Raw genomic sequence first — 24,884 nt, forward strand, 5'->3', positions numbered from 1 at the left:
TCGTTGTGGGAAGGAGGGCGTGGCGATAAAGCGCTTTTCGGGTTTATCCGCTGGTGTGAGCCCGGTGACGGGCAATCAATACTCCGTTACCTTTTCTTCGCGCAAAACCCACCCGGCCTCGCCCGCGATCAACGCGTATTGAACCTGGCGCATCTTCCCCGTGCGGCCCGCACCTGCGTCAGCGCTGTCATACACCGGGAAGCGCTGCACCAGCGCGTTCTCCACCACGGCAAAAGAATCCTCGCCCTGATAGCCCTCGGCGATCTTCGGATTGTCGCTGACCGGCGGCAGGTAGATTTCGCTCAGTGATTTCCTGTTGTTGGCCGAATAGGCGATCAACTCCCCCGGCATGCCGCGTCCGGGAACGCGGGTGAAGATGTAGATCTCGGGCGAACCGTCGTTGTTCAGGTCGCCAATCTCGGCGCGGACGATATCGCCCTTGAGCGGTCGGGTGATCGCGCTGTTATCGATTTCCAGGCCTTTGGGTTCAATGCGCAAAACGGATTGGCCATCGACCTGTTCACGGCTGACGTGAAAGCGGATGCCCTGCAATTCCAGTGTCTGCTCGAACGGTTTTGCCCCGTCCACCGCATCGGCAGTGGCGAGCCTCAGAGACAACGCATAGTTGACGACCTCATTGCGGCGTGCCGCATTGCGCATGAGGTACACCTGAACGGTGTACTCGCCATCGGAAGGCAAGGAGCCAGAAAAATGATTGCCCATGATCGAGCCGTTGAACAGCGCGTAATCCGCGCCCTTGGCAGTAATGTTGAAGTAAGCGGAGGTGTTGGATGGTTTGAAATCGACGGTGAGCATCTGGCCGGCTCTGGCGTTGAATCGGTACTCCGCCGTTTGGTCACCCTTGATCGATTGTTTGCGCTGGACACTGTCCGCACTGGTTGTGAAAGCGATCGGTTCGACGCGCACAGCGCCAGCATCTGCTGCGTGGACAGGCAGGGAAATCAGTGCAGCCAGCGTGGCGGCGATCCAGATTTTCATCTTTAACTCCGTTGCATCTCGATGTTTGCAGCATAGAGGCTGCGTCGAGCCAGCGTCATGGAGTGCGCGGATTAAATGTTGCTGGATTTGAGTGTGTGCTTGAAGGGGGGGACGTTGGATGTTCGATCCTTCAGGGAGACTGTTCACATAATTCTCACCTGAGTTCTGCCATGATCATCACCGGCATTCCATCAGCCCGAGCGAGTGATCCCGTCATGAATGTGAGCGTGCTCTACGCGTTGATTGCGGCAGCGCTGTTTGGTGCCAGTACGCCACTCGCCAAGCTGTTGGGGGTAGAGATTTCACCGATTCTATTGGCCGGGTTGCTCTATCTGGGCAGCGGGCTGGGTTTGACCGTTCTGCGTTTCGCCCGCGATCGAGGCCGGCAGCGTTCTGGACTCGGCACCGGCGAATGGCCGTGGCTGATCGGCGCCATCGTCTTCGGCGGCGTGCTGGCACCGGTGGCGTTGATGTTCGGTTTGAGCAGAACGTCCGGCGCGAGCGCGTCACTGATGCTCAACCTGGAATCAGTGCTCACGGCACTGCTGGCCTGGGTCGTGTTCAAGGAAAATGCCGATCGGCGAATCGTGATCGGCATGCTCGCCATCGTGGCTGGCGGTGTCGTACTGTCGTGGCCACAAGAGGCCGTGTCGACGCAGGACTGGACAGGGCCGTTGGCCGTCGCGTTCGCCTGCTTTTGCTGGGCCATCGACAACAACCTGACGCGTAAGGTGTCTGCCTCGGATGCACTGTTTATCGCGGGCAGCAAAGGTCTTGTGGCGGGAGTGGTCAACTGCGGCCTGGCCTTGTTCATCGGCAAACAACTGCCCGCAGCCGACTCGCTGGTACCCATCCTGCTGGTCGGGTTTCTCGGCTACGGCGTCAGCCTGGTGATGTTCGTTCTCGCCCTGCGCGGGCTCGGCAGTGCGCGCACCGGCGCGTACTTTTCCACCGCGCCGTTTCTGGGCGCAGCGATCTCGATTCTGCTGCTGGGCGAGTCGGTATCGCTGATGTTCCTGCTCGCTGCAGCGTTGATGGCCGTGGGGGTATGGATTCACCTGATGGAGAATCATATTCATGAGCATCAGCACGAACTGCTCGAGCATGAACATCGCCACACACACACGACGAGCATCACCAGCATACGCACGGGTTTGGATGGGATGGAACGGAGCCGCACAGCCATCCGCATGTGCATAAGCCGATGCGGCATAGCCATGCGCATTTTCCGGTTGTGCATCATCGGCATGAGCATTGAGGTGTGTGGGGAGAGATTGGTTTTTTGCGGTGGGGGCAGGATGGGATGGCCAGATGCGACAAAGCCCGCACTTGGCGGGCTTTGTCGTTGAGAGTTGGTGGGCCGGGGTAATCTGAACAGATTCTTTAAGATATTGATTTTAATAGATTATTTTCGGTTAAGCTTTTTGTTGGAATACCTTTTGGAATACCATCCGCGAATCTTCTTAGATTCCCGTCTTTACGTCGACCAGAGCTCGATTCGCTGTACTTCGGTTCTCGCTTTTGAGCGCGACCAACGGCTTCTGATAGCACTTGCTGGTGCTTGTTCATACCTTCACTCGCTCTGGCGAGTCAGCACGTGCCTTATTGCTGTCGCGTATGTGCGCCCCAGGTTCAGAAGATCGTCAGCGCATTCAGGTCGCCGTTCGGATTGTGGTGATAAAGGGGGACTCGACCCTATCGAACGCTAAATGTACCTGCGCCTTGGCGCGGGTCACACCCACGTAAAACAGGCGCGCGGCCTCCTCATATGCTTCGCGCTGAGATCAGTTGTTTGCGAGACTGGTGTAGCGGAGTCTCGCTTTTTCCCGCCCGCTGTAAGCGTCGCCAAACTTTGAGCAAGTGGGAAAGCTGTACCTCGCCGGTCTCCCAACCTCCAGCACACCATTGCGCTGCCTCGGTGAGCCACTCGGTTACGGGCGAGCCCAAGAAGGTGGGGTACTGTTTTTTAGTTATGAGATTTTTAGTAGTTGTGATGTTCTGATTCTTTCAGGTATGTGGTCATTCTTTTCTGCTTCCATTTCTATCAATATTTCTAAGAGTCTTGCTCGGCTAACTTCATAGCGGCTTGCCAACTTTTCGAGGCTTTCAATTGCCTTGTCTGAAAGAACGAAGTTGTACTGAGCTTTTCCTTTTAGATTTTCCCTGTATTTTCGTTGGGTCCATCCTTTTTTTATTTTTCCTATATAAAGTTCTTTTTGTTCTCGTGAATAATTCGTTTTGTCAAAAAAAATCAAGATGTCTTCGAATGTTTCGAAGGGGGTTGATCCAAGTGTGGCGGCGAAGGAGTTCTTTGTTAGCCAGTCCCAAGCGAATTGGCTTTTCTGGTCGTCGTCTTTAAACCAAGCATACACTTTGTCGTTTGTTTGGTGGCTTTTCCATCTTTGTTCAAGATCTCTTAGTAATTTTGTTTTCTGAGTTATATCTTTTTGCCATACGTCGAGGATCGCTATAGGGAGATCTTTTTCTGTGAGGTCAAAGTAGTAATTGAGTTGGCTGTGTTCGGTCAAAATTTGAATTTCTCTTGTAATCCATTCTGTTGCACGACGGTCTTCTGTTATCCATTCAATTTCTTTTTTTGTGGACTAGTTGTTTGCATCTTTCTTTCAGTAATTCGCCGACTCTCCATGGCCTAGTTTTTAGATATCTGGCCATTTTGTCTCTCATGCCAGTATCGAAGTAGTCATTTGGGTTAAATGTAGTTTCGAAGAATACAAGTGTGTACCACAGCCATATGTCGTGGCGGTTTTTGTATTCCGTTTCGCCGAGAATCTGGGAAAGATCGTCTTCTAGGTGTAGTGCCACTGTAGGGTCCTTCTAGCGCGATTCAAGTAAAAAACTAGGTGTACTCTACCATTTTTACGTGTCAATCAAGATGATCTCTAGTAGATAGGATGTTGTCTGTTATCAGCCTTTACTGGGGAGATACCTGTTTGTGGCAGCGATCTGGCGAGATGGGGTCGCTTCGTTTTACAGGTAGCGTTTGCGTCTGGTTACATTTGGTGCGCTTTACTGCCACGGTTGCCTCGCCAGGCTCCTCCCCCTGTATGAGAGGTAAAGTCGGTAGCACGTTAATTTCTACTGGGCTTGCCAATCCTCTGGACGAATACAGGAGCTGCGTTCATGAGGATAATTCGATTGAAAGAGGTCATGGATCTCACTGGCCTTGCTAGATCTACGATTTACAAGTTTATTTCGGGCGACTTGTTTCCAAAGCCTATTCCCTTGGGGGACCGTTGCGTAGGTTGGCTGGAAAGTGAAGTTCATGATTGGATTCTGGATAAAGTTAAAGAGCGGGATCAATTGGTGAGTAGGAATAGTTGAGGTTCTGCTGTGGTTGGCTTTGAAGCTTGATTGGCTAAGTTCAGTTAACACCATCAAGGATAAGTTCCTTGATGGTGTTTTTCCAGAGTGATTGTGGTCTCTGTAATGTTGCGTTTTAACAGGGTTTGTGGGTGTTTTATTTAGTGTGGTGCCGTCAGAGTTTTTCGGTATTGGTAATATGCTTATAAAGCATCTCTGTTATGGGGTTGGCTTATCTTTATTAGTTAAGTGTAGGGGGTGTATTGGAGGGGAGGTGGTCTCTCTAAGCTGAGCAATATTGTGCTCCGCATTCTTAGATATAAGGTAAAAATGTACTTGGGGTCCTGACTATATGAAACTCAATACTCGGAGCTCCATCATGGCTAGACATCCAGGTAACACGAACTTAACCCTTCTTTACGAAGGCTCTTATCAAGGCTTGGCCGTGCAAGTGGATAAGGGGCCTTTTATTCAAGAGTACCTAAACCGTCTTCATCAGACGGTATCTCGAGCGCTTAATCAGTACCCTCGTGTATTTGCACTCAGGTTTGACCTACGGCTACCAGCTAACATTCAATTGCCCGATTACGCTTTCACGAACGAGGTTGTTGACCGTTTCATCGAATCCTTTAAAGCCAAGATCAAGCACAATCGCCAAATGGCGAAACTTGTGAATAAGTATACACACGACACCAAGGTTCGTTACGTCTGGGCCAGGGAGCAAGGGCAGCACGGGCGGCCACATCATCACTTTGCGATCTTGCTGAACTACGATGCCTTCAATGCACTGGGTAAGCTCGAATCAGGCAGAGACAACATGTTCAATCGTTTGGAAGGAGCCTGGGCAAGTGCTTTAGGGTTGTCAGTAGAGGCTGTCAGGGGGTTGGTCGAGATTCCACAAAATCCTTACTATCACTTGTATCGCGACGAGATAGCCGGACAGGCCGCCTTCTTCCGTCGTGCGAGCTATCTGTGTAAGTCGAGCACGAAGGTTTTTGGGGATGGTTCCCATGGTTTCGGATGCAGTAGAAGCTGAGCACAACGCAGAATCACGACAAAAAAATAAAAAAGGGCACCTTGCCGATGACTACCCTGGCAACGCCAAGGGCAGTCCATCGGACGGTGTGAGCATAGGAATTAAAGGTAACCTCGTTCAGCCAGCGATACGCAGCCTTCATGACCTACAACAATGTGATCCAGCGTCTGGGTGCCAATCATGCTGAGGGCGTTCTTGAGCGCCAGGGTTAGCGTGCGATCGGCCTGGCTGGGTTCAGGATCGCCGGATGGATGGTTATGTACCAGAATCACCGCTGCCGCATTGTGCTCCAACGCAATCTTGACCACTTCTCGCGGGTACACGCTGGCACCATCCAGCGTGCCCCTGAATAGCTCCCTGAAGGCAATAACACGGTGTTTGCTGTCGAGCAGTAGTAGCGCAAAGACTTCGTACTCGTGGTACTGCAGCAGTGTTTGCAGGTGACTAAAAACCTGCTTTGGCTCAGTCAATGCCCGGCCTTTAGAAAGACGACTCATTGCCAGTTGTTGCGCCATTTGCAGGATGTCAGCCTCGGTAACCGGGGACTCCATGACATAGGTGCCGGTTGTTTCACCGGCTATCAGCTTGTGATATTTCATGCGGGTATTCCTGAGCGTAGGGAGAACGCAGAAGAGTTTGATAAGGGGTTACTGAGCCGAAGTCCTGTCTTCTTGCCGCGTGGCTTGCGACTCCAGCTTTTGGGCGAGTGAGGATTTGGCAGGCGCTGCCAGTTGGGTTTGGGGCTCTACAGGGTTGGGCTGATCTTCCAGGACGGGAAAGAACTCCTCGACGACGGCACCGGTGTCCTCCTCGCTGTCCTCAAAGGCCCCATTGTTAAAGCCCAGCCGGGCCGCGTGATCCAAGGTGCTCTGGTCAAAGCCTGAAGCTTGTCGGGTTTCCTCCAATTGCTTGGCTTCCAGCAAGGCGTCTTCTAGGCTCAGCCCACTGCGTACCGTGATGTCGACGTAGAAGATTGGTGTGCCGTGGCTCTGCCGAGTGGACTTTCCACGTAGACGCAGATCCAGGGGTAGACAGGCCAGACGATTGCCTGAGATGGCTTGCAGGTAATGCAGGCGTGCTGCCAGGGTGCGGATGCTGTTAAAGCCGGTGGTACGAAAGACAAAGCTGCCCAGTGGATCATCGTCACCAATCACCACGTTCAGCCGTCCGTAAGGCTTGCAGGCATTACCTTGAGCCAGTGAACAGCCATCGGATGAAGGGCAGGGCAACGATTGGATGCCGTCCTTGGTCAAACGCTTGCAGGTCTTACCATTGCCGACGCACAGCGGTCGTCCTGTAGTTCGGTCGAACAGGTTGTAGTCAGCTCGAAAGTTCAGATCCGGCTCGTTGAACAGCAGCCGAATCGGAATACTGCGCAGCTTGCCGTCCTGGCCATTGCGCAGTTCTTCGTTAAGGGGATGCAGTAACCAGCCGTCGCGATTCTGTACCTGAGAGGTGAGGGTGAACTGATCATCTTTCTCCGGCAGACGCTTGCCGTTTTTCTCGACGACCTTGCCGATGGAAATGCGCCCGAGCACGGGCGGGGTGATAGCCAGACCTTTGAGCATGGGAGTTCTCCTGCATCTGAAATAAATACGCCACCGAGTCCGCGTAAACGGCCAGGGTGGGCGTTGGAGAGAAAGGGCATGGGAATAAGCGAGGAGCGAACAAACGTTCAGGCCAGCAGAAAACGCCGACTGCCGGTTTTGATGGTCGAGTAGCGCACTTGCAGATAGGGCATTTCGTTCAGTAGGCGGGGGATATCCAGGGCCATGCTGTCTTTGGCTTTCTTCCAAGTAATGCAGCCGCTGGCAAAGGTCGCCCGACTGGCATCGCCCATGGCCTGTTGTAATGTTTGCTTGAGTTGAACTTCCAGCTTCTCCTGCTGTGCAATTGACTCGCGCACTTTCTGCAATGCGGTAAAGGTCGTACAGAGCCGCATGTCCTGGCTGAAGTCCACACTCTGCCCACTGTCCTGTGGATACAGACAGCGCAACGCTTGTTCCGCTGAGGCAGATCCGTCAACCGGCGGCGGGGTATCACTGACCACGTAATCCCAGAACAGTCGCTCCAAGTCGACCAGTCGAGCAATCAGTGACTCGTCGCGTTCAATGCGATGGATCTCCAAGTGCTGACCGCCGAGCAATACCGCCACATCAGCGGCCTGCTTGCCGGTGACGGCGAGCTGGTGCATGACTTGCAACTGCACATACTCAGGCACCCCCTCTTTCCAGAGGCGTGCGCCGTTTATGCCGGCGGTTTTGCATTCGAGAATCTGCACGTCTGAGGCGCCGATCACCTCACGGTCGATGTTGGCCAACATCCAGGGCAGTTTGGGATCAGGATGCTGCAGCACCGCATTGACCCGGCGCACCCGGTGACCACTGCGCCGGGTGTAATGTGTTGCGACAATCGGCTCCAGGATATTGCCCCAATAAGCAGGGCTCTCTTCATCCTGTGGATCGATCTTGGGCAGGGAGCTATCACGCCCGGTTTTCTCCAGCCACAGCTCCAGCTGGGATTTGTAAGGATTTAGGCCCACAGCAGCGGCGGCATCCGAGCTGCCGATACCTTGTTTGCGCACGGCCAACCAGTCCTCGCGCGGCAGTTGTTTAGTCCCCACCAGACGTAAGGCAGGACGGGGTTTGCTGCTGGGTTGTTGCAGAGTTTGTGTGCCCATGATGTTTTCCTGTGCGGCATAAAAAACGCCCGGCCAGCAGAAGCTGACCAGGCGCTTTAATGATTGAGTAAGTGAGTGGGGCTAGGCGGCGAGTTGCAGTGCGGCCTGCAGGGCGCGTTGTTTGAGGGCAGCACCTTGGCCAAACCAGGCCGAGTCCATGCGGTATTCGGTACTTCGGGCACGCCGCTCGTGAGCAACGTATTCGGTCACAGCATTGAGCAAGCCCCAGGCGGTTCCTTGAGCCGACACCAGTGTGGCGCCACGCCCCTGACCTTCATACAGGCTCTGCACCTTGCGCAGCGCCCGCTCGTTAGGAAGTACTGCTGGTAGTGGACTGTTGGGGCTGGCATCACACAATACGTTCATGAAAAACCCCAAGGCCTCATGCCATTGAACCTTGCGTTCAGACAGCATTCGCATGCGGTGCATGAAGTCGTCCCATTGCGAGACGGCGATACCTAGCTGCTTCTTCACCGCTTGCGGATCAAAGCGGGTGTTGTGCGGCACTTTGATTGCCCGGGCCGTACCATCCAGAGCGATGGTCAACGTGTTATTGCAGACCACTCGCACCGTGGTGGGTGTTGCGGTGGTAGCCAAGGTGCCGTCACAGGAGGTGGCCAGCAGTAGGTAGCCATTGATCTGATCGTTGCCTTTCAAAGCAGTGGATTGGCCAGTACGGGCCAGAGCCCAGAACTTGCGACCGCCTTTGAGCACTCCTGCTGTTTCCAGTTCGTAGCCCGAGACCTCAGTCAGATCCCGGTAAAACTCCAGCACTTCACGGGGCTGCACAACCTGGTAGCGGTTGGAAACCACTGACAGTGGAGTCTTGGTGTCAGAGCGATACAGCACCTTCTGTTCAGGGAAAGAGTGAATCGATCCAAGAGCACCGATGTTCTCAGATTTGAAATGCACTGGGCTGTCCTGGATCTTCCAGTCCATACCCGCTTCATGTTGCCAGACTTCGAGGGGTTGTTTGGGGGAGAGGCGACTGCCCAGGCCATGCCAAGGCGTGGCGCCAACGTAAGCCATTTTTTCAACAAGATGAGCCATAGGAATGATTCCTGGCAAATAATCGATAAAGGCAGCGTTTCTGCGAAAACGCCGCCGGTTCATAACGACTTAACGCCTTACGCTAAAGCGATGACCGCACTCCACGCATTGGTAGTTGTCCAGAACCTTGTCATCAATCTTTTCGCCAATCGTCGCGCCGGCGAGACCACCGGCGACGCCGCCAAACAGACCACCGAGTAGGGCACCGGCAATACCGCCCACTGCGATGCCGACGGGGCCGCCGATTACTCCCAGCACCGCGCCGGCTTCTGCACCTGACAGGGCGCCGGCGGCACCACTGGCGGCACCGCCTGCCGCACCAATTAATCCACCTGTTTGCTTACCGATATTTTTTGTGACGACGCGTCCAGAGTTACAGCTTGGGCAAGGGGTATACATACGCAGGTCCTCTCAAGTGATGAGCGTGCTGAGCTAAAAAGCAGGCACTCCAAATCCCTACCGCAGTCGATGCGGTGGGCGTTCACAGAGGTGATATAGGTTTGAAATTTTTTTGATTGGGATTTCAAGCAGCAATGAGTTGAAATCAGGCAGAAAGTCGAGATGTTCCAGGTGTTACAGGGGGACCGGGAGCTGGAAATCGAGTGCGCGTTGCTGACGCGCTAGCTAAATGAATTCACCAAAATCCGCGTGTCCGAGCTCAGTCACTCGGTCAAGAGAATCGAGCACTTTTACATAGCCCGGCGCGACGGTGACGTTACCGACAACGAGCCGGTCAGCAGGCCTGTGACTAATTTCGCACGGTATTGCACGGTCTATGACGATAACTACACGCTCTCCGCCGCTCGGGTAGGCATGGAGGGCTTTCTTGAGGCAGGTGGTACTGACAGTGTCGACGCTGATAGTGTCGGCCGGTGGCAATGATCTGTCGGGGGAGCGACCCGGTATGATTTTGGGGCTTGCTGCCACTGCAGTATCCCGGCACCATCTGCGCAATTAGCCATCCCCTTGCCATTATCGGGCGTGACCTCATCACACTCGGTCGAAAGGATTTGCAAACCAGCTCATTACTTTGCCGCAAACGGCGATGTGCCCGCCCAAGACCTGTTCAAGGAATGAATGCAATGATCAAGAAATCGGTATCGGAGCTCGCGTTCGTCAATAGTGGGTCCCCGCTGCCCACCGTCGAGGTTGATTCGCAGTCCATCGAGAATGCTGGCTTCAGCATCTACCGCACCGTGATGCAGGTACTGACCCGGTTGGCCGAACAGGACGCATCACTGCGGGCGACCCTCTACATGTACGGTTCTGTTAGCGTCAATTTCCACGAGCCGTGCTGGTCTGAATTCTTGTTGGTTGCAGGTCCCAAGAAAGTTCTGCTTGCCTTGGGCGTCGGCTTTGAGCAGTTGTCGACGGTGAAGTCGCGGTTTAGTGATTACATTTCGTCTTCTGCAGCCCTGCGCACGTTCCATGTTGAGGATGGTTTGGTATGGGAGCAAGAGGACGCCTGCACCTGGTATTCCCACGGCCAGAGTCTGGCAGACCTGACAGCTGAAGCCGAAGAGGCCGAAGAGGGCAGTGACGATGCCGAGCCTATCGAGGAGGATGAGGAGGACGAGGTCTGGGATGTCGAGGAGCTGGATTCTTCGGACGAGCAGGACGAAGACCTGGCCGTTGTCACTGCCAGCCGGAAGGCGGCGCGGTATCGTGCCGCACGTTCGGATGCGAAGGTAAGCAGCATTCGGGCAGCGATCGAAGAAGTCTTTGGGTTGCCGGAAGGGTCAGTCGCACTATGTGGGCCAGATCGGCGTGCGCTGCGGGGTGATGCCCGGATCAGGACGTTGCGTAAACGCTGGGAGGAGAGCTGAGCAGGGGAGCTCGATCCATGACGCAGGAATCTCTTGTTCGGGTCAGCACCCTGTCATTCGCCGATTTGCTGAAGGCAAGTGACTGGCCATTGGCACTGGACAGCTATCAGCGCGGCTTCGTCTGGGGCCCGGACAAATTGATGCAACTGGCCAGTGACCTCGCAGAATTTGCAGAGCAGGCGGACAACACCCTGCCTTACTACATGGGGGTGGTGTTGCTGCATCGCGATGCACACCAGTCGAGGCGGTTCATCATCGATGGTCAGCAACGCGTCACAGCGTTGTCGCTGTTGTACCACCGCGCTACCGGCATGCTGCCAGCGGGCCAGGCGCTCAGCTATTCGGGGCAATCCGCGCGGCATATCTCTAAAGGATTGCAGGCGTTGAAGCATCTAGAGCCGATTGCACGGGAGGTCATCGAAAAACTTTGTCTGACGGTGATCGAAGTGGACAGCACCGATCTTGCCTTCACCTTTTTCGATACCCAGAACAACCGCGGAGTGCGCCTAGAGGCCACCGACCTGCTCAAGGCTTATCACCTGCGTGCAATCGATCATGCAGATGGTGAGGGCAGGCTCAAGACAGCTCTGCAGCAGCATTGCGCTGAGCGTTGGGAGTCACTGCAACGCCACCCCGCGATACTTTCTCCAGGTCAGGATTTCGCACCCAACCTATTCAATCGTTTTCTCTGGCGTGCGCGGCGTTGGCGTGGATCGCAAACGCCTGCGGGCAGGCACGAGGCGCTACTGGCCGAGTTCCAGCGCGACACCTGGCCCCACGTTGTAGACAGCCGCAGTCGTATCGATAGCGTGCCGCTCTACGCCACCCGGCACAATCGGCTGGCGACTGCGCTGACGCTGGCGGGCGACGGCGAGTACGTACTGCAGGGCAGTCAACTGCGTATCAGCCACAACCCCGCGAACTTGCCGATGGCGCTGCGCCAGCCCATTCATGAGGGTGTGGGATTCTTTCTCTACGCAGATAAGTACGCCGAGCTGCTACAAAGGCTGATGAACGATCCTGAGCCATGCAGGCACGTGAATTCGTTTCGCGTTATCTATCGACAGCTGCTGCGCAACAACCAGGAGTATCTGCGCGAGATCTTTATGCTCTGCAGCTTGGTGTACGTGGATCAGTTCGAAGTTGAGCAACTGACTGCGTTTGCCCTGCGCCTGGAGTTTCTGCTGGGCGCGATTCGTCTAGAGAAAAAACAGGTCAAACAGGAGACCGCCGCCAACTTTTTCAGGCTGGCCGAGCTGAACCTGCTGGATGTGATTGCACAGAGTTACCACACGAAACAGGTGCTGGATTTTCTGCAGCAATGGCAACAGGCCGTGGCGTCGTTGTATGCCAATGAAACGATTGAAGTGGGGAATGGTGTGCAGGGGCGATACAAAAGGGCTGTCCTGGAGTTCTATCGGGGGCAAGCGGGTTCTGAATACCGCAGCCTTGCGGGGAAATCGCAATGGCTCGAGGCATTCCTGAAGGCTTTCCAGGAAGGTCGCCATGAAAATTGATTCCAGCCTCTGCACTCTGGAACAGTTGGTCAACAAGCAAGACGCCGCCTGGTGCTTCAATGTGCCGATCTACCAGCGCTTGTACGTGTGGGGTGATGACCAGATCAAGACGCTGCTGACCGACATGGCCAATGCCTTCGATCGACGCGACACGCAGTTTTTCCTGGGTGGCACGCTGTTGGTGGAGAAAACCGCCGATGAAGACCGCGATCAGGGCGTGCGCCGCTTCGACCTGATCGACGGGCAGCAGCGATTCACCACGCTGTGGATGCTCAGCACGGTGGCGGTATGGAGCCAGGTGATGGGGGACTTCAGCAGAGTTGTTCTGAAGGGCGGTGCGATTCCGCGCCTGCACTTCTCGATCCGAGAGCAGGTGAATGACTTCCTTGTCAGCATGATGCCGGGAGGTAGAGCGACGACCAGCGAGGCCATAGACACCCAGAGCATGAGAGAGGCTCAGCAATTGATGGCCTCCTTCGCGCAGACCTACAAACGTGCGGACGGCGGGCCTGTGGATGATGAATATCTCAAGGCGCTGGCCGGCTTTGTTTATCGCAACGTCTCGCTGGTGCTCACACAGGTGCCCGAAGGCATGGACTTGAACAAGCTGTTCGAAGTCATCAATAATCGTGGCATCCAGCTACAGCACCACGAGATTCTCAAGGCTAGGCTGCTGCGCGACATCCCTGCAGAAAGCCGTTCCCGCTACGCGGCATTGTGGAATGCCTGTGCCGACATGAGTGGCTTTGTCGAGCGCAATCTTTGCCTGGAAACCCAGCTCGAGGCGCATCGGCTGGGTGATCTCTATAACAAGGGACAATTGCTGCATGCAGGCGCCGTGCACGGGCTGCTGAGCCGAAAGGTTGACGTCGCGCAAGCGGAAGGCGACGAACGACTGACCTTGCAAGCTATCGTTGACGGCGAGCTTACCGATATCGGCACGGATCCTACAGCCTTCGCCGTGGATGATGGGGAAGCGCCCTGGGCGCGAAGCATTATCGGCTTTCCGCTCTTCTTGCTTCATGTGTTGCGCATTTGGTTGAAGGAGCAAGGGCTGGCGGATCTGCCCCGCGTGCTAGATCGCCAGTTGCTCGCTTTGTTCGAGGCGCACTTGCTGGTGCCGACGGAGTCAATGCAGCGTACGGTGAGGGCGCAGGGATTCATCGATCTGCTCTGGCGTATGCGCGTGCTGTGGGATGAGTACGTCATCAAGTGGGTCGATCAAGGCGATGAGGAGATCCACCAGATTTGCCATACCTCGATTTCTGCCAGTGATGACAAGCGTTACATCAATCGCAGTCGTGACAATTCCCTGCATCAGGGCCTGTCGTTGCTGCAGAGCATGCTGTATCACTCGCAGGAAATCACGACTCATTACTGGCTGACGCCATTTCTCTACTTCATCCACAAGCATGCGCACACCGTGCGTGGTGATGGCGGTGAGGTGGAGCGTTATTACGGCTTTCTGTGTCATCTAGATAACCAGTTGCTGGGGGATGTCACCAACAAACCGCTTGTCGCGCGTACCCGCTCGTTCATGGACGATCCCTGGCGCACCGCATCTTCACTCCAGTTCGAGGATGTGCTGCCGCGGAGCCTCGGCGTCGATTTTGCGCATTACTGGTTCTACAAGCTGGACTTCGTGCTCTGGCATGAACAGCAACGTGACCATGAGTTATGGGGCAATTTCCGTTTCACCGCAAAGAACTCGGTAGAGCATATTTCGCCGCAGTCTCCACAAGCGACCGACACCAACAAGGTCTCGAAGGATTGGCTGGACCGCTTTGGCAATCTCGCGCTTGTCTCGCGCAGTATCAACTCGGAGTACGGCAATCTGCCCTACAACGAAAAGCGCCAGCGATTCCTTAACAAGCGGGCGCTCGAGAAGCGGCCTGACTCCTTGAAAATGGACTTGATCTATTCGAAAGATGAGTGGGGAGATGCCTCGGTCGATGCTCACCAGACGTCAATGCTGGCGGCCCTGCGACGCCATTACCAAAGAGGTTTCAACCTCGACTGGCGTGACGCTGACGCCAGCTCGATCAGCTCGATCAGCTCTATCCGATAAGCGTCACGATTGGTGATAGCCCCGGCAGCAATGGCGCCGGACGAGATCGTGAACAGAAAAGCCATCGCAATGGTCACGATCTGCGTAGAGATGGGGCTATCGAACGACGTTGAGAACAGTGCTTGCCAGTTACCCTGGGAGAGCATGTTGCCAATCGTGTAGGATGAGCAGGGTGAAAATTGCAAACTTCTTTGCATCGCCTTCGATGAAATAGCCCTGCCTGCACTCGAGCTGTTTGATCTTGAGCCTCAGGTGGTGCCTGGCCCTCTTGAGATCGTCTGACCCATAGCGCCCGAGCTGGTTGACCAACTGATGTTTAGACGGTGAGTTGGCCGGACGTACTATCCATCGCCGTTAATGATGAAGTTCGGGATGTACCCTGAACGCTTTCAGTCCAGCAGTCTTACAGTTGCAATAGGCCGGCCAAAAAAAGTATGCCCATCAACCAACGTCGGTCACCTGCTGGCGCCCGACGTTGGTTGATGCTCCTGATCATTCAGGTATGTTTCGTATTTTTCGCAGTGCTCCGTAGACGACTGAAAATCCAACAGGTCAGTACTACTGCAATCAGCAGTAGCGGAAAGCGCACCATGAGAATCAACAGTAGTGTCGCTGTGATGCATCCCGCCAGAATGCCAGCGAACATGAACATGGCTGCAAAGATCTGTAGCATTTGCTTCATGCTCGCCTCCTCACAGGTAGCCCTGTTCAGCGAGTGATGTACAGCCGCTACTCCCAACGATGATGTGGTCCAGTGTTCGTACCCCTATCAGATTCAGCGCGTCTCTGAGCGTGCAGGTCAGTGAGCGATCAGCTTGACTGGGCTCGGGGTCACCGGATGGATGGTTGTGTACCAAGATCACGGCTGCGGCATTGTGCTCTAGGGCAATCTTGAGCACTTCCCGTGGGTACACGCTAGCACCGTCCAGCGTACCTCTAAATAGCTCCCGAAAGCTGATTACCCGGTGTTTAGTATCGAGCAGTAGCAAAGCAAAAACTTCGTGCTCGTGATATTGCAGTAGCGTTTGCAGGTGGTTGAAAACCTGCTTCGGATCAGTCAGTGTCCTGCCTTTAGAGAGTCGACTCATCGCTAGTTGTTGAGCCATCTGCAGAATATCGGCCTCGGTGACTGGTGATTCCATGACATAGGTTCCGGTCGTTTCATCGGCTTTGAGCTTGTGATATTTCATGCGGAAAATCCCTTTGGGCTCATGCGGTATAAGCGCTGCGCAACGTGCAGCACTGTTCGGAAAAAGGTCGGTAGGTTTTGAGTCAGGCAGCTAAGTTGAAGTGATGACCGCAGATGAGGCAGAGATTGTTTGCTAAGACATAACGATCCAGCTTTTCGCCAAGCTGAGCGCCAAACGTACATCCACCTACGCCACCAACAAGGCCGCCGAGGACCGCGCCAGAAATTGTGCTGAGGCTGATGCCTATCGGTCCGGCAATAGCGCCCACAGCGGCACCAAACCGGCCGCCAGCCAACGCAGCGCTTGCGCCGCGAGCTGCGCCGCCAATGGTGCCGATGGCGGCGCCAGCTTTCATGGCGGTTCTGATTGAAGCAATTTTTTGGGAGTTACAAAGGGGACACTGCAATGACATGGGGTGGCTCCATGGAGTGATTGTCATGTCGGTGATATAGGGCTGAAAATATTTTGATTCGAGTTTCTTTGTGGCCTTTGTACGGCTGTTGTGCGACTAACCATTGGAATGGCATTGAGCCAACGAAGTGCCGAATCACCAACGGTATTGTTATTGGCCGACGTTGAGCCCTGCCGCGGGCCTCGCAGGGGCTATTTATCGCGGCAGCAGCCTACAGGTTGTGTTTGTGGTAGTCGGTGCCGGTACAAAATTGACCCAGTTACCGAGATATCTTTGAACCAGCTTGAGTTCTTGAGAGCGCATGTTTGATGCGGACTTATGGGATTAAGGAAAGACCAGCGTTCCACCGGCATATGGGTCTATTCGGCGTTAGCGCCTACACGGCAGCGCCTTCCATAGCTGGTCCTTCATGCACCAGATCGGTAAGCATACGGCGAAGGCACCTTGCTGATCTGTTACGTAGTCAATCAGGTTGGCTCGCAGAGCCTCTAGCTCATAACCACGTTAGCCTTCCCGGCTAGGTGTTCGCTGATCGCCACTATCCAATCAAGACCATCAGCCCACCTGAGACACTTATGAAGTAAGATGCTGGTTTGATATGACGCGGGGCCGGTGTCCCAGTATTTTCGAGCCCAAGGAGCGCATCAAGGTGGATGCATTTAGCTTTCGCAATCAGGTTATTCGAGATTACGAGCAGTTTGCTCGCAGCTTCACCAATCCGAGAGCTGAGGATATCCGGACGTATTTGGAGGCTGAGTACAGCACTGGGCGTTACTGGCCATCGCCATTGATTCAGGTAAATCCCTTTTTTGTCGCCGGGCAGAATATAGAGCAACTCGTTGCCAACCGGACCCTACATCCGGAGTGTGCGCATATTTTCCGCTTCGGTAAGGAAGGCGGAAAACCAGGCGTGCCGGCGAGCTTGCACAAGCATCAGCAGGAGGCGATTTCTCGCTGCCAAGCAGGTGAGAGCTATGTTCTGACTACTGGCACGGGCTCCGGTAAGTCGCTCAGCTACTTCATTCCGATCTTTGATGCGATCCTTAAGGGCAAGGAGCAGGGCGCCAAAGCGGGCATCAAGGCGATCATCATTTATCCGATGAACGCATTGGCGAACAGCCAGTGTGAGGAGCTGGAAAAGTTTTTAGCCAGCTATGGCACTGAGCGGCGTCCGGTAACCTACGGTCGCTACACCGGACAAGAAAAGGCCGACGAACGCGATCGAATGCGCATCAATCCGCCAGACATCATCCTCACAAACTTTATGATGCTCGAACTGCTGATGACCCGGCAGAGCGAGCAAGATCGTGCTTTTATACAGGCGGCAGATGGACTGCAATTTTTGGTACTGGACGAACTCCACACATATCGCGGCCGTCAGGGGGCGGACGTTGCTATGCTGGTGCGAAGGGTGCGCGAACGCCTAAATAGTGGTCTTTTGTGTGTTGGCACATCAGCCACCATGTCCACAAAAGGCACTCTCGCCGAACGCAACAAGGTTGTAGCTGAAGTTGCCGGGAAGATCTTTGGGGCGAAGGTCAAACCGGAAAACATCATCACCGAAACTCTGCAGCGGGTGACTCCAGCACTGGAGATCCCCGCTGCAGATGTGCTGGCCAGTGCCATCAATACCAGCGTGCCGCAGACCCCCACCTTCAAGAGCTTGCGTGAACACCCTATTTCCGCCTGGGTCGAGCTGACGCTCGGACTCTCGCATACCGAAGGCCGTTGGGTGCGCGCAAAACCGCTTAGCATCGAGGAGGCCGCCCGTCGGCTTGCCGATTCGAGCGGAGAGTCGGCCGAGCGTTGCGCAGTCTACCTATCTGAGTTCCTTCTGACGGCTTATCAGTGTAAGGACGTTAGTGGCAAACCTCTATTCGCCTTCCGCTTGCACCAGTTCGTCTCCGGTGCCGCTGACCTGTACGCCACTTTGGAAGCGCCAGGCACACGCAAGCTGGATTTATCCGGGCAGCTTACTATTGCTGGTGAGCGCGAACGGCGTTTTTACAGTGTGCATTTCTGCCGCAATTGTGGCCAGGAGTACTATCCAGTTTGGGATGAAGTCGAGAACGGCAATCGCTCATTTGCACCGCGCAGCATCAAGGAAACCAGTCACGACGATGAGGATGTGCACCACGGCTTTCTGATGATCGATCCTCAGCGCAGTTGGGATGGTGAAAACCTCGAGAGTTATCCAGAAAGCTGGGTTGAGCTAGCTGGTAAGGAACCTCGCATCAAGTCCTCCTACCGCAAATACAAGCCGCAGGAGGTCTTTGCCGCTAGCAATGGCCAGACAACCTTGCAGGGCGTGCGCAGCTGGTTTATTCCCGGCAGCTTCCGTTTTTGTTTGTGCTGCGGTGCCAATCAGTCGCGTGGTCGGGACTGGACGCGGCTGTCCGGCCTATCTGGTGAAGGGCGCAGTTCGGCCACCACTATTCTGAGCATTTCCGCCTTGCGGTATATGCTGGGTGCGGACAGCGAACTGGCCGCTGATGCCCGCAAGCTGCTTGGCTTCACCGACAACCGTCAGGACGCTTCGTTGCAGGCCGGGCACTTCAACGACTTCATGCAGATACTGCTGATGCGCAGTGCCTTGTTCAGCTGCGTGCGTCAGCGTGGCGACGATCCGCTCAGCGACAGCCAAATCACGCAGCAGGTTTTCCAAGCCCTAGGTTTCGCGATCGATGATCCGTTGATCCGCAGCGAATATCTGCAGAATCCCGGCAACGTCGCGCCGCGGCTGCGCCGCGATGCCGAGGAGACCATGCGCAACATCCTCGGTTACCGGCTGTATTTCGATCTGCGCCGCGGCTGGCGCTTCAACAATCCCAACCTCGAACAGCTTGACCTGTTGCGCATCGAGTACGAGGACCTGCCGACCCTTTGCGACGACGATGCCCGCTGGCAGAAAACCTCCAGGCCTGGAGTCGCAGGTGAGCGTCAGGTACACCCGATGCTGGCGCTCGCCAGCCCCACCGTGCGACAGAAGCTGGTGCAGATGCTGTTAGACGTGATGCGTCGCAACCTATGCATCAAGACCCGCTACCTCGATCGCTACAATCTCGAAGAGTGGAAAAACAAGAGCCGTCAGCATCTCAAGGAACCATGGGCCTTTACCGAGGACGAGATCCTCACCGAAGCCGGCTACGCTACGCTCAGTAAACCCCGCAAAGACCTGAACACGGTGCCCCTGGGCCTGCGTACCCGCTTTGGCCAGGTGGTTAAGACCACTTCGTTCTGGGAGGGTGGACATTATGAGCCACTTAAGGAAGCTAACTACGCACAGTTCATCCAGGATCTGCTGGATATCGTCGAAAGCTATGGGCTGATCGAGGGCGTCGAACTCGAGAAGGGCATTCGCGGTTATCAGGTGCTCGGCGAGGCTCTGCTTTGGCGCATGGGTAAAGGTGATCCACGGCCCGACCTGCTCAACCAGACGGTCAGCCGTAACCCCTATTTCCAGCGGCTCTACAACGGCGTTGCTGACATGCTAGAGAGCCAGCAGCGTGATTTGTTCACCCTAGAGGCTCGTGAGCACACGGCCCAGGTACCAGCAGAGTTGCGTGAGGAGCGTGAAGAGCGCTTCCGTGCAGGCGATCTGCGCGCCATGTTCTGCTCGCCGACCATGGAGCTTGGCGTGGACATCGCCTCGCTCAATACCGTCTACCTGCGTAATGTGCCGCCGACCCCGGCCAACTACGCCCAGCGCAGTGGCCGGGCAGGGCGTTCCGGGCAACCGGCGCTGATCATCACCTACTGCGCTGCACTCAGCCCACACGACCAGTACTTCTTCCAGGAGCCGCGGCGCATGGTCTATGGAGAGGTCAGCCCGCCGACCTTAGACCTAGCTAATGAGGATCTGGTGGAAAGTCACCTGTTCGCCACCTGGCTGGCGGAAACTGGCTGCAAGCTGCCCTCGACCATCAACACCATGCTGGATATGGAAAGCCCCAGCGAGATGCCGCTGCTCGACGACTATGTGGTTGCACTCGGCAACAAGGACGCGCTGGCGCGGGCAGGTCGACGCGGAACTCGTTTGCTGGGCATGCTGCGTGACGAGCTAACAAGCGCGCAGGGTATTTGGCTGGACCGCAGCAAGCCTGTTGACGAGGCTGCTGCTCAATGGCTGGATGCCAAGCTTGGTTCCACTTTCCTACGCTTCGACATGGCTCTTCAACGCTGGCGTGACCTCTATGCCTCCACGCGCAGGCAGATCGACGAGGCGAGCGCGATCATGACCAACCCGGCAGCGCCCGAGAAAGAGCGCAAGATTGCCGAGCGTCGTCACCGCGAGGCGATGATTCAGCATAATCTGCTGCTGGAAACCAGCGGGGGCGGTCATTCGGATTTCGAGACCTACCGCTACCTGGCCAGTCAGGGCTTCCTGCCCGGTTACAACTTCCCGCGTCTTCCCCTCTCCGCGTTCATACCCGGCCGTATGGGGGGGGTCGGCCGTGACAGCGTGCTATCTCGTCCGCGCTTTTTGGCTATCTCTGAGTTTGGACCGCTGAGCCTGATCTACCACGAAGGCAGTCAGTACCGGGTCAAGCGAGTGATTCTAGGTGTGCGCAATCAGGGCACCAACGAGGCTCGGATTGTTACCGAAGAGGCTCTGCTGTGTCCCGCCTGTGGCTACGGACATTTCCGCAATCAGCGGCACTACGAACAGTGCCTGTCGTGCCAGGCACCGCTGGCAGGCGGTAAGGTCATCAACAACCTGTTCCGTATTGAGAACGTCAGCACCCAACGGGTTACCCGCATCACATGTGATGAAGAAGAGCGCATGCGACAGGGCTACGAGGTGCGTACCACCTTGCAGTATCAGGAAAAAAATGGCGTGCCCAAAGTAGTCCGCAGCCTGATGCTGCAGGGTGATGCTCCGTTGCTCGACCTGCAATATGCTCCGGCCGCCACGGTGTGGCGCATGAATCTTGGCTGGCGCCGCCGTAAGGATACGGAGATCTACGGCTTCAAAATTGACCCGGTTAGCGGCTACTGGAGCAACGACGAGCAGGCGCCCAAGGAGGAAAACGAGAACGCCGAGATCGATAGAATCCAGGCTCAGCGTATCTCGCCCTTTGTCGAGGATCGTCGAAATGTCCTGGTGATCAAGCCTTCGATACCACTCGATGAAGGTGGCATGGCCACCCTGCAGTACGCCCTTAAGCGCGGTATTGAGGCTGAGTTCCAGCTTGAAGAAAGCGAGCTGATGGTCGAGCCGTTGCCTGGTCGCGACGAGCGCAACAGCATGCTGTTCTACGAGTCGGCCGAAGGCGGTGCTGGTGTGCTCACTCGCTTGGCTACCGATCCGGCCGGACTACCGCGCGTCACACGCCGGGCGCTGGAGATCATGCACTACCGGAGCCCGGACGACAGTTGGTCGGCCTTCAGCCTGGAGAACGCAAGCGAGGAGTGCGACGCAGCCTGTTATCGCTGCCTACTCAGCTACTACAATCAGCCCGACCACAAACTGCTGGATCGCAAGCTCAATGAGGTCACTGACCTGCTCTGCGCTCTGGCTAGCGCCACCTTAGAAGTCGGACACCTCGACGGCGAAGGGCAGGACCACATGGCCAACCTGCGTCAGCAGTCCGCCAGCAGCCTGGAACAGGCATGGCTGGATTTCATCGAGCAACATCAGTTGCGCAAGCCAGATCTTGCCCAGCATTACCTGGAGTCCCAACAGACCCGGCCCGACTTTGTTTATCGGGAAGCGCTGGCACTGGTCTATATCGATGGCCCACACCATGAGCAGCCGGGTCAGCGCGCGTTCGACGAGCAGTTGACCCGCGAGCTGGTAGACCATGGTTTTACGGTCATCCGCTTCACCCGTGATACCCGTAGCTGGCCCGACGTCGTGCGCCGCTATCCGGACATTTTTGGAGATTTCCGCGCATGAGCGCTTTTCAGGAGTTTCAACCCGGCAGCATCGTCAGCGCCCGCGGGCGTGAATGGATCGTACTGCCTGAGTCCGACGGCCCTCGTTTGCATTTGCGTTCATTGGGTGGCTCGGACGACGATGTAATTGTTATTCACGCTCTGCTTGAGCGAGAGGCGCCGAAACCGGCGACCTTCCCGTTGCCCGATGCTACTCAGGCACAGCGCGGTACGCAGAATTCGGCGCTGCTTCTGCGTGATGCCTTGCTACTAAAACTGCGTGCTGGAGCTGGCCCGTTCCGCGCGCTAGGTCACATCAACGTCGAGCCGCGCGCGTACCAACTGGTCCCGCTGCTAATGGCGCTCAAACACGAAGTGATTCGCCTGCTGATCGCCGACGATGTAGGTATCGGTAAGACCATTGAAGCCGGGCTGATCGCCCGGGAAATGCTCGACCGTGGCGAGATCCAGCGCTTCACCGTACTTTGCCCGCCGCACCTCTGCGAACAGTGGCAGGAAGAGCTGCAACGTAAGTTCAATATTCGCGCCGAGGTGGTCACCACTGGTACCGTCGAGCGTCTGGAGCGAGGCCTGCAGACCCACACCTCAATATTCACCGAATACCCCTTCACCGTGGTTAGCCTTGACTACATCAAGTCTGACCGGCGCCGCGACGAGTTCCAGAACGCCTGTCCTGAACTGGTCATCGTCGACGAGGCACACACCTGCGCCGAGGGCCTCAGTCGCGGTAAGCACCAGCGCTACCGACTGCTGCGCGCCCTGGCCGATGACACCGAGCGTCACTTGGTACTGCTCACGGCCACCCCTCACAGTGGCAACGAGGACGCCTACTACAACCTGCTCGGCTTGCTGAACAAGGCCTTTGTAGGTCTGAAGGATGTTTCCCGCGCCGACCACCCGCTGTACAAACAGCTCGGTGATCACCTGGTCCAGCGCCGCCGGGTCGATATCAGTGAATGGCAAGACAGCACGCGCTTTCCTCAACGCGAAACAGCAGAAAAGACCTATCAGCTGAGCGGCTCCTGGGGGGCGTTGTTCAGCGATGTGCTCGATTACGCCCGCGAGTTGGTTCGTGAGGCGGAAGGTCTGGATACCCTGCATCAGCGTCTCAATTGGTGGGCTGCTCTAGCATTGCTGAGGTGTATCTCTTCCTCGCCCGCAGCCGCCGTGCGCGCGCTGCAGACTCGGCTCAAGCGAGCCGAAGGTTATGGTGCTGTCAATGATGCTACTCAACTGGCAGAAATTGAGGCCATGGGCATCAACACTGTGCTGGATGGCTCCAGCGAGCATGGACTTTCTACCGACGACATCGAACCAGGTGCTGTGGTGGAGGAGGATGCCGAGCGTCTGCGCAACCTGATCGAAAAGGCCGCTGGTCTAGCCGATGACAACGACCCGAAACTCCAGCAGCTGATCATCGAGATCAAGTCGCTGGTCAAACAGGGCTTCAAGCCGGTGGTCTTCTGCCGCTATATCGCTACCGCTCACTACGTGGCGGCGGCCCTGCAGCCGTTGTTCAAAGATCACGAAGTGACAAGCATCACAGGTGAGCTCAGCCCCGGCGAGCGCGAGGAAAAGATTCTCGTCCTACGCGACGTCGACAAGCCGGCCATCCTGGTCGCTACCGACTGTCTATCTGAAGGTATCAACCTGCAGGATGTATTCGACGCTGTCGTTCATTACGATCTCTCCTGGAACCCGACTCGCCATGAACAGCGTGAAGGCCGCGTGGATCGATTTGGACAGCGTTCCAGCAAAGTGCGTGCTCTGACGCTATATGGGTCTGATAATCCTGTGGACGGTGCGGTTCTGCAGGTCATCATTCGCAAGGCAGATAGCATCCGCAAAGCGCTGGGTATTTCCGTGCCCATGCCTGAGGATGAAGCCCGTATCAGTCAGGCAATTATGCGAACCGTGCTGCTCACTCGCGACGAGATGAAGCACAACTTCTCCTTGGACTTTGGTTTCGACAGTCAGCAGGCCATCGAAGATGACCTGGAGAGCAAGTGGCAGAACGCTCAAGAAAAGGCGCGCCGCAACCAGACCATTTTTGCCCAGCGAACTCTCAAACCAGAGGATGTCATTCCCGAATTCGCACGTATGTCCGAGGTGCTGGGTGACGAGGCTGACGTGCGCCGCTTCGTTATTGCCGCCTGCCAGGCGCTTAATGCGCCGCTGAGTCAGTACAAGCAGATCATGCGTCTACCCTATGCCGAGCTGCCCGAACCACTGCGAGACCGTCTCGCTCAGTCCGGTATTGATAGCTTGCGCAACATTGACTTCAGCTATCCACCGGCTGGGATGGCCGAGCATATCCACCGTACGCACCCGTTGGTAGCTGGGCTGGCTGACCAGCTCGCTGAGGAGGCGCTTAAAGGGGGCGGCAGTGCAGCAGCCTGTCGGGCCGGTGCCTGGTTCACCCGGGCAGTAGCGCTGCGTACTACTGTGCTACTGGTTCGTCTGCGCACCCAGCTGACTATGACGCGAGCCAGTCAACGCCGCGAACTTCTCGCTGAAGAGGCTATCGCTGTTGCTGTTAACGGCCAAAATCCACCGCAAGTCATTACTCCAACCGAGGTACTGGCTCTAATGCAGCAGCCGGTAAGCCGCAATATGACGCCCGAGATGCGTCAGCGGCAGGTCGAGCAAGCATTGGAGCATGTGCAAGCCTGGCAGCCGGCGCTCGACGATATCGCCCGCCAGCGTGCCAACGAACTGCTCAAGGATCACCGTCGTGTGCGTGATGCCGCCAAGGCCAAAGGGACCTATGACGTGTATCCGCAGCTACCGGTCGATGTGGTCGGCATTTACGTGCTTATGCCGGACGCACAACTGATCTGAAACGCTGATTGACAATAATGAATGTTCGCCTGCCGGCCCATGCCGG

General features: G+C 55.9%; 18 protein-coding genes and 1 pseudogene. 8 read left to right on the plus strand and 11 right to left on the minus strand.

The genetic code is table 11. From position 1 onward, the window contains the following. Positions 1 to 75: 75 nt before the first annotated feature. Entirely contained in the window at positions 76 to 999 is a 924-nt protein-coding gene (locus ACZZ0G_RS15595) for a hypothetical protein (RefSeq protein ID WP_463556731.1), read from the minus strand. 215 nt (positions 1,000 to 1,214) lie between these two features. On the opposite strand from ACZZ0G_RS15595, the pseudogene ACZZ0G_RS15600 reads away from it, so the two are divergent. Next, positions 1,215 to 2,257, plus strand: a pseudogene (locus ACZZ0G_RS15600) (DMT family transporter). 125 nt (positions 2,258 to 2,382) lie between these two features. Here ACZZ0G_RS15600 and ACZZ0G_RS15605 read toward each other — a convergent pair. Continuing rightward, positions 2,383 to 2,568, minus strand: a complete 186-nt coding sequence (locus ACZZ0G_RS15605; protein WP_463556732.1) for a hypothetical protein — start codon at positions 2,566 to 2,568, stop codon at positions 2,383 to 2,385. 401 nt (positions 2,569 to 2,969) lie between these two features. Then, complete coding sequence (locus ACZZ0G_RS15610) at positions 2,970 to 3,527, minus strand: hypothetical protein (protein WP_463556733.1); 558 nt, start codon at positions 3,525 to 3,527, stop codon at positions 2,970 to 2,972. Between the two features lie 613 nt (positions 3,528 to 4,140). Between ACZZ0G_RS15610 and ACZZ0G_RS15615 the strand changes: the two genes are divergently transcribed. Both ACZZ0G_RS15615 and ACZZ0G_RS15620 read left to right on the plus strand, forming a co-directional pair. After that, on the plus strand, positions 4,141 to 4,341 hold the full coding sequence (locus tag ACZZ0G_RS15615; RefSeq protein ID WP_463556734.1) for a helix-turn-helix transcriptional regulator: 201 nt from the start codon (positions 4,141 to 4,143) through the stop codon (positions 4,339 to 4,341). A gap of 358 nt (positions 4,342 to 4,699) precedes the next feature. After that, positions 4,700 to 5,356 carry an inovirus Gp2 family protein gene (locus tag ACZZ0G_RS15620; RefSeq protein ID WP_463556735.1) on the plus strand — a complete coding sequence of 219 codons (657 nt, stop codon included), beginning with the start codon at positions 4,700 to 4,702 and terminating at the stop codon, positions 5,354 to 5,356. 101 nt (positions 5,357 to 5,457) lie between these two features. Here the strand turns inward: ACZZ0G_RS15620 and radC (ACZZ0G_RS15625) are convergent, their stop codons facing one another. The 5 genes from radC (ACZZ0G_RS15625) to ACZZ0G_RS15645 all read right to left on the minus strand — a co-directional run bounded on the left by radC (ACZZ0G_RS15625) (position 5,458) and on the right by ACZZ0G_RS15645 (position 9,485). Beyond that, on the minus strand, positions 5,458 to 5,955 hold the full coding sequence (gene radC, locus ACZZ0G_RS15625; RefSeq protein ID WP_459732060.1) for a RadC family protein: 498 nt from the start codon (positions 5,953 to 5,955) through the stop codon (positions 5,458 to 5,460). Between the two features lie 48 nt (positions 5,956 to 6,003). Then, positions 6,004 to 6,924, minus strand: coding sequence for a recombination directionality factor (locus ACZZ0G_RS15630; RefSeq protein WP_463556736.1), 921 nt, complete (start codon positions 6,922 to 6,924; stop codon positions 6,004 to 6,006). Between the two features lie 107 nt (positions 6,925 to 7,031). Then, a complete protein-coding gene (locus tag ACZZ0G_RS15635; RefSeq protein WP_463556737.1) occupies positions 7,032 to 8,036 on the minus strand; it encodes a YqaJ viral recombinase family nuclease in 1,005 nt (334 codons plus the stop codon). An 81-nt stretch (positions 8,037 to 8,117) separates the two neighbouring features. Continuing rightward, on the minus strand, positions 8,118 to 9,086 hold the full coding sequence (locus tag ACZZ0G_RS15640) for a DUF932 domain-containing protein (RefSeq protein WP_463556738.1): 969 nt from the start codon (positions 9,084 to 9,086) through the stop codon (positions 8,118 to 8,120). A gap of 69 nt (positions 9,087 to 9,155) precedes the next feature. Continuing rightward, positions 9,156 to 9,485, minus strand: a complete 330-nt coding sequence (locus ACZZ0G_RS15645; protein ID WP_108118931.1) for a hypothetical protein — start codon at positions 9,483 to 9,485, stop codon at positions 9,156 to 9,158. Positions 9,486 to 10,168: 683 nt separating this feature from the next. Between ACZZ0G_RS15645 and ACZZ0G_RS15650 the strand changes: the two genes are divergently transcribed. From ACZZ0G_RS15650 to ACZZ0G_RS15660, 3 genes are read left to right on the plus strand one after another with little or no spacing between them, the layout of a single operon-like run. Further along, a complete protein-coding gene (locus tag ACZZ0G_RS15650) occupies positions 10,169 to 10,912 on the plus strand; it encodes a hypothetical protein (protein WP_108118930.1) in 744 nt (247 codons plus the stop codon). Positions 10,913 to 10,929: 17 nt separating this feature from the next. Further along, the gene (locus ACZZ0G_RS15655; RefSeq protein ID WP_463556739.1) at positions 10,930 to 12,429 is read left to right on the plus strand and encodes a DUF262 domain-containing protein; all 1,500 of its coding nucleotides are present in this window, start codon (positions 10,930 to 10,932) and stop codon (positions 12,427 to 12,429) included. Then, the gene (locus ACZZ0G_RS15660; RefSeq protein WP_463556740.1) at positions 12,419 to 14,497 is read left to right on the plus strand and encodes a DUF262 domain-containing protein; all 2,079 of its coding nucleotides are present in this window, start codon (positions 12,419 to 12,421) and stop codon (positions 14,495 to 14,497) included. The genes ACZZ0G_RS15655 and ACZZ0G_RS15660 overlap by 11 nt, the downstream gene beginning before the upstream one ends. 496 nt (positions 14,498 to 14,993) lie before the next feature. Here the strand turns inward: ACZZ0G_RS15660 and ACZZ0G_RS15665 are convergent, their stop codons facing one another. The 3 genes from ACZZ0G_RS15665 to ACZZ0G_RS15675 form a co-directional block, all read right to left on the minus strand. Beyond that, the gene (locus ACZZ0G_RS15665) at positions 14,994 to 15,179 is read right to left on the minus strand and encodes a hypothetical protein (RefSeq protein WP_463556741.1); all 186 of its coding nucleotides are present in this window, start codon (positions 15,177 to 15,179) and stop codon (positions 14,994 to 14,996) included. A 10-nt stretch (positions 15,180 to 15,189) separates the two neighbouring features. Further along, positions 15,190 to 15,687 (minus strand): RadC family protein, encoded by a 498-nt coding sequence (gene radC, locus ACZZ0G_RS15670; RefSeq protein WP_463556742.1) that lies wholly within the window; start codon positions 15,685 to 15,687, stop codon positions 15,190 to 15,192. Between the two features lie 82 nt (positions 15,688 to 15,769). Continuing rightward, complete coding sequence (locus tag ACZZ0G_RS15675) at positions 15,770 to 16,099, minus strand: hypothetical protein (protein ID WP_463556743.1); 330 nt, start codon at positions 16,097 to 16,099, stop codon at positions 15,770 to 15,772. Between the two features lie 649 nt (positions 16,100 to 16,748). Here ACZZ0G_RS15675 and ACZZ0G_RS15680 point away from each other — a divergent pair. After that, on the plus strand, positions 16,749 to 21,998 hold the full coding sequence (locus ACZZ0G_RS15680; RefSeq protein WP_463556744.1) for a DEAD/DEAH box helicase: 5,250 nt from the start codon (positions 16,749 to 16,751) through the stop codon (positions 21,996 to 21,998). After that, positions 21,995 to 24,838: a helicase-related protein gene (locus tag ACZZ0G_RS15685; RefSeq protein WP_463556745.1), complete on the plus strand. Its 2,844-nt coding sequence runs from the start codon at positions 21,995 to 21,997 to the stop codon at positions 24,836 to 24,838. The genes ACZZ0G_RS15680 and ACZZ0G_RS15685 overlap by 4 nt, the downstream gene beginning before the upstream one ends. Positions 24,839 to 24,884 lie beyond the last annotated feature (46 nt).

It is taken from the genome of Pseudomonas sp. AC169 (assembly GCF_979258515.1).